The organism is Lysinibacillus sp., from assembly GCF_032093475.1.
GTDB lineage: Bacteria > Bacillota > Bacilli > Bacillales_A > Planococcaceae > Lysinibacillus > Lysinibacillus irui.
The window spans coordinates 1-8,811 of record NZ_DAMDAY010000040.1 but is presented as its reverse complement, the minus strand read 5'-3'; the positions used below and the strand labels follow the sequence as shown (position 1 = coordinate 8,811).

The following is an 8,811-nucleotide window of genomic DNA, read 5'->3' as shown; positions in this document are numbered from 1 at the left end:
GGTGAAGTCGCTCGAAAAGAGATGGCAACCGCTCCAAAAGTGAGTGAAGTCGCTCCAAAAAAGGTGGTAACCGCTCCGAAAGTGAGTGAAGTCGCTCCAAAAAAGGCTGGAACCGCTCAAAGAGTGAGAGAAGTCGCTCCAAAAGAGCCGAGCCCCCGCTCAAAGCAAAGGGGAAGTCGCTCCTATGCAGGCAAAACCGCTCCAAAAGTGAGAGTTGCCCTCTAAATGAGTTTCGCAGTCCTCTTAAACCGATTTAAAGAAATTCTTAATAAGGAAGTGTACCGTTATGCCATTGCATATCGTTTTGTATCAACCAGAAATACCAGCCAATACAGGGAACATTGCTCGCACCTGTGCAGGCACTCATACATCATTACATTTAATTCGTCCACTTGGCTTTTCGACGGATGATAAAATGCTTAAACGTGCGGGCTTAGATTATTGGCATAGTGTTAATGTGGTCTATCATGACTCACTTGATGATTTTATAGAATACTCTAAAAATGGAGATGTATATTTAATCGAAACATATAGTGAAGAGCCATTTACGACACATGATTTTAGTGATCAAAACCGAGATATTTACTTTATGTTCGGAAAAGAAACAACAGGTTTGCCAAAGGACTTTGCTTATGAACGTCGAGATATGTGTTTACGTATTCCGCAAAGTGAGCATGTCCGTTCTCTTAATTTATCTAATACGGCTGCTATTGTAATTTATGAGGCATTACGTCAACAAGGATATCCAGGATTACATTAAAAAAGCAATTCTCTATATAGGGCTGCCCATGAATAGGCAACTTATATGTGAGAATTGCTTTTTACATATGATTAAAATTTCAATAATACAACATTCCCTGAAGGGTCTTCAGTTTGGAACCCACCGTCAATATCTATGACAGGTGCACCCATTGCACGTAAGTTTGCTTTCATAGAAGATGCTTGTTCTTCATTGTCTAAACGTAGCGAGAATGTCTTTAGGCCCACTTGATTTTCGCCAAGCTTTGGAGCATTTTCAGAATGCCAAGTATTTAAACCGATATGATGGTGATATCGACCTGTAGAAATAAATAATGCTTGTGTGCCATAGCGTGAGACAATATCGTAACCTAAGCCCTTTGTATAAAATTGCTCAGTCTCTGCTAAGTTGGAGACAGATAAATGAATATGTCCCATTACTGTTCCTTCTGGAAGACCACTCCAGTTTCCATTGCCCTCTTCTAAGATTGATTGAATATTTAATGGCTCCGTTACCATATGCACTTGATCGACATACCATGTCCATTCACTTTCAGGTCGATCCACATAAACCTCAATGCCATTATGGTCAGGATCATTTAAATAAAGTGCTTCACTCACAGCGTGGTCGGAAGCTCCAAGATATACGCCTTTTTCATGAAAATGAGTAATAATATTTGCTAAATCACGACGGGTTGGTAATAGTAGAGCAAAGTGATAAAGGCCAGTAGTCATACGTTGCTTTTCTTCTACTGTTTCAGGTTGAACAATTGTCAATAAAGCTGTACGTCCATCTGCTGTTAACGTAGCTTTATGTGATTCTTGGTGTAAAACTTTGAAGCCAATGACATCTTGATAATATGTTAAAGAGCGTTGTAGATCACTTACTTTTAATTCAACATTTGTGACATAAGTATTCGGTTTTTCATGAAAATGCATGTGGATACCTCCGGTTAGTTATCTTTTTTTATCTAGTTACTTTATGTAAGTTAGTTTATTTTAAAAATAAAGGAAAGTCAAGTAATTATATTGTTCCATAAAAAAAGAAAATCACTAAGCATTTTTCTATGCTTAGTGATTTTCTTGAGGTTTTATTTATCAGCTTTGTAGTCGCCTTCGTAACCAGCAGTGAAAATAGCAGATAAGAAAGCAATTGTTACACCAAGAATTAATAATAATTTCATGGAAGTACCCTCCTCATGTTTATAAAGACATCTCTTTTTAGTATAGCCTATCTATTATAAAAATGAAACGACATAGCTGAATAAAATATGTCAGAAATGGTTCAAACATATCGATATAGGGAAAACTATAAATGAGGTGATCATTATGGAAAAAAAGGTACCAAACATTGAAAATGGTACGATGGCAAGAGATATGAAGGAATTAAAAGATTTAGGAAAGCAGATGGAGCATTTACGAGACGGTCTGGAGTTGGCAGAGGATGAGCGTATTGCTGATCCTATACAATTGGAAGATGTTGAATTAAAGAAAGAGTAGTGTTATGAAACCTTCTTTATTTTTCTTAAATCCAATATTTTGTATAATGGTACTAGGAAAAGAAAGGGGTTGTAGTTCTTGCATTTACAATCAACAAAAACATTATCTAATGGTGTAGAAATGCCTCGCTTCGGCTTAGGTGTTTATAAAATGACAGAACGTGAAGAGACATTACAGGCCATCGACAAAGCATTAAAATTTGGTTATCGAGCGATTGATACAGCATCATTGTATGGTAATGAAGTAGAAGTAGGAGAAGCCATTCGTCATTCAGGTATTCGACGTGAAGATATTTTTGTGACGACTAAAGTATGGAATAATGACCAAGGATATGACGCAACATTACGTGCTTTTGAGGTTTCACTCAAGAAATTAAATATGGATTACTTAGATTTATATTTAACACATTGGGCTGTCCCAGAAACATTTGAAGAAACATATCGCGCGATTGAACGCCTATATGACGAAAAACTAATTCGTGCAACGGGTGTATCAAATCATCATGAGCACCATTTAGAGAAAATATTGGCTAAGGCAAATACCGCTCCGATGGTTAATCAGGTGGAGGTACATCCTTATTTACAGCAACAAGCATTAAGTGCATTTTGCAGTGAACACCAAATTGCGGTTACTGCTTGGTCACCGCTAGGTCGTGGAGGCGTACTTACTGATTCTACCATTGTTGAAATAGGGAAAGAAATCGGTAAAACGCCTGCTCAGGTAGTGCTACGTTGGCATTTACAAAATGATACACTTGTTATACCTAAATCAGTGACTCCGAGCCGAATTGAGGAAAATGCAGAGATTTTTGACTTTGCATTAACACAGGAACAAATGGAGAAGATGGCAACATTAAATCGTAATCAGCGATTTGGGCAAGATCCTGATCATTTTAAATTTGATTTCTAATAAGTAAAAATCCCGCTCTCAGAGGAGAGAAGCGGGATTTTTTTGATTATTGCTCGTCCTTAACGATAATTCGTTGATTTAAAAATGGATGTTCAAATTCTAATTGAATGGCATGGAGCTCATAGTCACCGCTTGCCGTTTCTCGTGCGCCGTACATTGTATCGCCGATAATCGGATGGCCGATATAGGCTAAATGAACACGTATTTGATGTGTACGTCCAGTTTCAAGAATCAGATGGACAACACAGGAATTTTTGTAGCGAGCCACAACTTCATAGTGAGTTACAGCATGCTGACCAGTTTTGGACACAACACGTCTTGTAGCATGATGTCGGTCTTTGCCAATTGGCTCAGAAATAGTTCCAGTGGAAGACCTTAAATTTCCTTGGACTTCTGCAGCATACGTACGAATAATAGATTTTTCCTCAATCATCCGATCAAAAATAGATTTTGCTAAAGGATGCTTTGCTACAAGCAGTAACCCTTGTGTTCCTTTATCGAGACGATGGACATGCTCTGCATAAATGCCACCATGTTCTTTTATGTGTGCCATAACATGGTTCATACAAGTATGCGTATCACGTTCATCATTAGGGTGTGTTGCCATACCTTTTGGCTTCGATACGATTAAACAATGGTCATCTTCATAGACAACGTCAATAGCACAAACAGGTGTTGGTTTGTAGCTAGATGTTGGAATAGGAAACGTAATTTTGATTATCGTACCTGTCTGTAAAGGTGTATTCCATTGAATAAGCTCATCATTTGTTAATGTGATTGCTTTAGCCATACGTAATTCATGGACTAGCTTTTTCCCAAGCCTCCACTGATTACGCAATAGCTCTTCAATAGTTAAGTTATCTTCATTCATTTCATAAAGAAACATAGATTGTATCCTCCGATGAAAAGACCGTATTCCAATGGTAGAACACGGTCTTTCGATTATTTTGCAGCTTTAGCAGCCTTTATTATATAAAAGCTTGCCCCTGCGATTAAAATAAATGCAGTTAATGCTAGAAACGGAATAGTAATAAATCCTAACCAGTTAATATATTGTCCTGTACAAGAAACCGCGCCACAGGAAGGAGCATTATCAGCTAAAAAGCTAAGCTTTTGAATGCCGTAATGGTATAGTGAAATACAGCCTCCGATGACAGAAAAAACGGCCGTTGTGACAGCGATGCGAGCATTTTTTTGAATAAATGCTACAGTTGTCATAATGACAATTGGGTACATAAAAATACGTTGAATCCAACATAATTTACAAGGCTCATAGTGACGAATTTCGGAAAAGTATAATGAACCTAATGTCGCTACTGCAGAAACAATCCAAATAAATAATAAGCCATTTTCCTCTTTTTTAGACATTTCCAATCTTCCCTTCATAAAACCATGTACTTGTACGATTATAGATGTTCTAGTTTTATATGTAAATCAACTTACGCAAAATAAGGTATGCCTTTAATTTCAGTCTAAAGTATGAATGACTGAAGCAGACGACTCTAACTCCTTAATGGTATCATTAGTAGTAGTAATGCTAAAGAAGAGGTGTTTTCGTGAGGGAGAATGAGCATTCCAATATCGGTATTTTAAAAGAAATTGCTGAACTATTAAATGAAGAAACTGAAATTGTCACAATGCTAAAAGGTGCACTCATCAAATTTCTAAATGGAACCAAATTTGAAACAGGTTGGATTTTTTTTATTGATGCAAAGGGGCGCTCTGAGCTTGTTGTCCATGAAAATTTACCAGAAGCATTGGAATATAAAAATTGTCATTATTTAAATAAGGGTGGCTGTTGGTGTGTCTCCCGTTATCGCAATGAGGAACTGAAAAAAGCTTCAAATATTATCGAGTGTCAACGTATTGAAAGTGCTATCGCAGCAAATGTTGGAGACCATGAAGGGATTACACATCATGCCACAGTACCCCTGCAATCTGGACAAGAACGTTTTGGGGTGTTAAATGTTGCATCCAAGGACACTGTACGTTTTTCAGAGGAAGATCTTGCCTTATTAGAATCGGTGGCATTTCAGATGGGGTCGGCGATTAAACGAATTTTATTAACAAAACAAGAGCAAGAAATGGCCCTTGTGAAGGAACGGAACCGTCTAGCGCGTGATTTACATGATTCTGTCAATCAACTTCTATTCTCCGTAACATTAACAGCGAGAGCTGGTATTGAAATGACAGAGGACCATGAGGTGAAAGAAACATTTAAAGAGATTCAGCACTTAACACAAGATGCCCTAACAGAGATGCGTGCGTTGATTTGGCAATTGCGCCCTAAGGGATTAGAAAATGGTTTACTTGAAGCCATAAAGGTATATGCTGAAATGCTAGGATTAAAATTACATGTTACGGTGTCAGGTGTACTACAATTCCCCTCACGTATTGAAGAAACATTATTTCGAGTAGCTCAAGAAGCATTAAATAATGTGCGGCGCCATGCTGGTGTGCTAGAAGCAGCATTATATATTACTGTGACACCTACAGATATTTTATTGGTTATTCGTGATGAGGGACGGGGATTTGTAATCGACAATAATATAAAGTTGCTGTCAATGGGCTTACAATCTATAAAAGATCGTGCTAAATCAGTGGGTGGCACCGCTGACTGGGTAAGTGAAATAGGCAAAGGTACGGAGCTGCTAATCCGCTTACCATATTAAGGGGGAGAGGACATGATACGAGTATTAATTGCAGACGATCATCATGTGGTACGTCGTGGACTTTTGTTTTTCTTAAAGACACAAAAAGATATTGAGGTTGTCGGAGAGGCGAAAAATGGACTTGAAGCTGTATCATTAGCAGAAAGTATCCAACCAGATATTATCTTAATGGATTTAGTCATGCCAGAAATGGATGGCATTCAGGCAACTAAACGCATCAAAGCCAAATATCCACAAATAGAAATTTTAATGCTCACTAGCTTTTCTGATCGAGATCATGTTGTTCCAGCAATGGAGGCGGGAGCAGCTGGCTATCAGTTAAAAGATATTGAGCCAGATGAATTAGTATTATCCATTCGACGTATAATGCGTGGCGAAAATACATTGCATCCAGATGCAACCACAACGCTTGAAATGGACCGACAAGAATCACAAAATGCACCACATTTATTAAATCCGTTAACACCTCGCGAGCAAGATGTGCTAGCAGAGCTTACAAAAGGAAAGAGTAATCGAGAAATAGCATCCTCACTTTTTGTTACTGAAAAAACGGTTAAAACGCATATTTCAAATATCTTTACAAAGCTACAAGTGCAAGACCGTACACAGGCTGCGCTCTATGCAGTGAAGCATGGCCTAACAGAGGGTAGTGGCACTTAAAGACGTACAGCAAATATAAGTTGATAATTAAACGGCGAGTACCTACAAATTAGTAGTACTCGCCGTTTTTAAAACTATTTATTGTAAACAATTAATTTTTTGGATATTTCTAGTAAGGAAGGGCTTGGTGTTAGTGCTAAATCTTCCTTTAGTTTTTGCTTATATGCTTGGAATATTTTGTGTGCCTGTTCATGAAGTCCTGCCTGTATTAACGTATACAAATAGTGCTCAAGTTTTTGTTCATTGTATGGATCATAATCTAATAAAGCGTGTAAAAATTCAATTGCTTTTTCAGTATCTGAAAAAATCGTTAGTTGAAACCCTTTTTCTAGTAACTCTATGTATGATTTCGTTAATCTATCTTTGTAGGCAGTTGACCATTCATAATCATCGAAAACAAATAGGCCATTTTTATAAATAGAAAGACACTGATGAATCAATGAAATAGAGGGAAATTCCAAACGTGAAAATTCTTCATGAAGTTTTTGAAAATCATATAAATCACACACAATATTTGGTTTTTCAAAAACATAGTATTTGTTTGAAAAAACAATACAGTTGTCATAGCCTATTGTATTTAACGTTTTTCTTAAATAAGAAAGAGCTGTATGAAGATTTGATTTGGCACGTACATAATCTAAATCTGGCCATAGAATATCAATTAAATTATCTCGATGTATCGGTATGTTTGGGTGCAAAATAAAATAAGCAAATAATTCCTTCGTCTTTTCAGTTTTAAATGCCACTAAGCTATTATTGCTATAGACAGCAAATTGATCAAAGCATTGTACGTTTAAGACTGTTTGTGTTGCTTGTTGTAGCATTTGCTGTATAGAAAATTCATGCTCAATACGGGCTATAGATTTTTCTAAACGAGTATGACTAATAGGCTTTAATAAATAATCGAGACCTCCGATTTCATAGGCTTGTAAAGCAAATTCATGATAGGAGGTAATAAAAATAACGCTGACTTGTGGACGTTCTGTTTTAATAATATCTGCTACTTCAAGTCCAGATAATTCTTGGAGTTTTATCTCTAAAAACATGACGTCAAACTCTATGTTTGGCAACTCATTAAGAAATTTTTCTACACTTGTAAAGGTTTGAATAACCTGTATTTGTTGAAAGGCGTGTAGTTTATTTTGGAAGTAGTGTAAAGCTAAAGGTTCATTGTCTATTAAAACGGCTCGAATCACATCAAACTCTCCTTTTTACAATTAAATTGAAAACCATTAAACTAGTTTATTTTGGGTGAAAAGGCTTCTATATAATGAAGGGGGGAGAAAAGCAAATCTTTTCTATTAAAAATTTGCTAATAGAAAAAAGCAATCTTAGGGGTAAATCTATCACAGGCGAGAGTAGTAGATCCTGTGGTGTGTTGAGATTCCCTTCATAGAAAGTACCCGCCGTTCATTATATAGAAGTTAGAAGTTTTTTATGTTGTGTAAGAGAATTGAAATAATTGTTTAGGCGTTTAAATTTTGAAACTATTCTTATAAAAAAATAAAACAATATTGTATTGAGAAATAAAGCTGTCGTGTAGCCAGATGCATTGTTATCTTATATTGTAAAAATAGTATAATCATTGTAATTGTTAATTAGGCGTTATTATAGTACATTTGTCTTAAATAAAACTCAAAAAGTACTTAAAAAATACTTAAAAGGATAGTTTGTTAGTAACTAAGATGTAATAGAGTATAGGAACTATGGGATATATCTGAAAGGAGATTTTGCATGAAATTAGAGCGTCTATTAACCATGACGATGATTTTAATTAATCGTAAAAAGGTTAAAGCTCAAGAACTAGCAGAGCTATTTAATGTGTCAGTGCGTACGATTTATCGAGATATTGAAACACTTAGCTGTGCAGGTGTACCTGTTATTAGTCAACAAGGTGTTAATGGAGGTATTAGTTTAATTGAAGGCTATCGTGTCGATAAACAAGTTTTGACAAAAGATGAGCTTACTTCACTTTCCATCGCTATTAAAAGTGCCTTGACTACCTATGAGGATTCACATGCTGAAGCAGTTCTTGAGAAATTAACAAGTATTGCGGATAGCCAAGTAAAACAATCGATTGATCACCTATTTGTAGATCTTAGTCCATGGGGACCAAACACTGTTTTTAAAGAGCTTGTTACAACGTTAAAGAAAGCAATAGCAAGTAAGCATTGTGTAAGTTTCAGCTATTCCACTACATATGGTCAACAAACAAATCGAGTAGTTGAACCGCATACGTTAGTTCAAAAAGGAAAGACATGGTATTTATATGGCTATTGCGTCTTAAGAAGGGATTTTCGTTTGTTTAAACTGGCGAGAATGAAAAATATAA

Annotated in this window: 11 protein-coding genes; 7 read left to right on the top strand and 4 right to left on the bottom strand. The window is 36.4% G+C overall.

The features are described from left to right. Positions 1 to 225, top strand: a 225-nt coding sequence (locus RT445_RS10560) for a hypothetical protein (protein ID WP_313470539.1), incomplete at its 5' end; no start/stop codon positions are given. A 61-nt stretch (positions 226 to 286) separates the two neighbouring features. Beyond that, positions 287 to 760, top strand: coding sequence for a tRNA (uridine(34)/cytosine(34)/5-carboxymethylaminomethyluridine(34)-2'-O)-methyltransferase TrmL (gene trmL, locus RT445_RS10555; RefSeq protein ID WP_312507327.1), 474 nt, complete (start codon positions 287 to 289; stop codon positions 758 to 760). 71 nt (positions 761 to 831) lie between these two features. On the opposite strand, the gene RT445_RS10550 is transcribed toward trmL, so the two are convergent. Then, on the bottom strand, positions 832 to 1,677 hold the full coding sequence (locus RT445_RS10550) for a VOC family protein (RefSeq protein ID WP_274794467.1): 846 nt from the start codon (positions 1,675 to 1,677) through the stop codon (positions 832 to 834). A gap of 390 nt (positions 1,678 to 2,067) precedes the next feature. On the opposite strand from RT445_RS10550, the gene RT445_RS10545 reads away from it, so the two are divergent. Both RT445_RS10545 and RT445_RS10540 read left to right on the top strand, forming a co-directional pair. Continuing rightward, positions 2,068 to 2,238: a hypothetical protein gene (locus RT445_RS10545; protein WP_274794466.1), complete on the top strand. Its 171-nt coding sequence runs from the start codon at positions 2,068 to 2,070 to the stop codon at positions 2,236 to 2,238. Positions 2,239 to 2,316: 78 nt separating this feature from the next. Further along, positions 2,317 to 3,147, top strand: a complete 831-nt coding sequence (locus RT445_RS10540; protein WP_274794464.1) for an aldo/keto reductase — start codon at positions 2,317 to 2,319, stop codon at positions 3,145 to 3,147. 46 nt (positions 3,148 to 3,193) lie between these two features. On the opposite strand, the gene RT445_RS10535 is transcribed toward RT445_RS10540, so the two are convergent. Both RT445_RS10535 and RT445_RS10530 read right to left on the bottom strand, forming a co-directional pair. Next, positions 3,194 to 4,033: an RluA family pseudouridine synthase gene (locus RT445_RS10535; RefSeq protein WP_312507326.1), complete on the bottom strand. Its 840-nt coding sequence runs from the start codon at positions 4,031 to 4,033 to the stop codon at positions 3,194 to 3,196. Positions 4,034 to 4,089: 56 nt separating this feature from the next. Then, on the bottom strand, positions 4,090 to 4,515 hold the full coding sequence (locus tag RT445_RS10530; protein WP_274794462.1) for a disulfide formation protein C: 426 nt from the start codon (positions 4,513 to 4,515) through the stop codon (positions 4,090 to 4,092). Between the two features lie 188 nt (positions 4,516 to 4,703). Between RT445_RS10530 and RT445_RS10525 the strand changes: the two genes are divergently transcribed. Further along, a complete protein-coding gene (locus tag RT445_RS10525) occupies positions 4,704 to 5,819 on the top strand; it encodes a GAF domain-containing sensor histidine kinase (RefSeq protein ID WP_274794461.1) in 1,116 nt (371 codons plus the stop codon). 12 nt (positions 5,820 to 5,831) lie between these two features. Next, a complete protein-coding gene (locus tag RT445_RS10520) occupies positions 5,832 to 6,479 on the top strand; it encodes a response regulator (protein ID WP_274794460.1) in 648 nt (215 codons plus the stop codon). 74 nt (positions 6,480 to 6,553) lie between these two features. On the opposite strand, the gene RT445_RS10515 is transcribed toward RT445_RS10520, so the two are convergent. Next, positions 6,554 to 7,675 carry a response regulator gene (locus RT445_RS10515; protein ID WP_274794459.1) on the bottom strand — a complete coding sequence of 374 codons (1,122 nt, stop codon included), beginning with the start codon at positions 7,673 to 7,675 and terminating at the stop codon, positions 6,554 to 6,556. 538 nt (positions 7,676 to 8,213) lie between these two features. Here RT445_RS10515 and RT445_RS10510 point away from each other — a divergent pair. Beyond that, positions 8,214 to 8,811: helix-turn-helix transcriptional regulator (locus RT445_RS10510; protein ID WP_313470537.1), on the top strand; the 598-nt coding region annotated here is incomplete at its 3' end.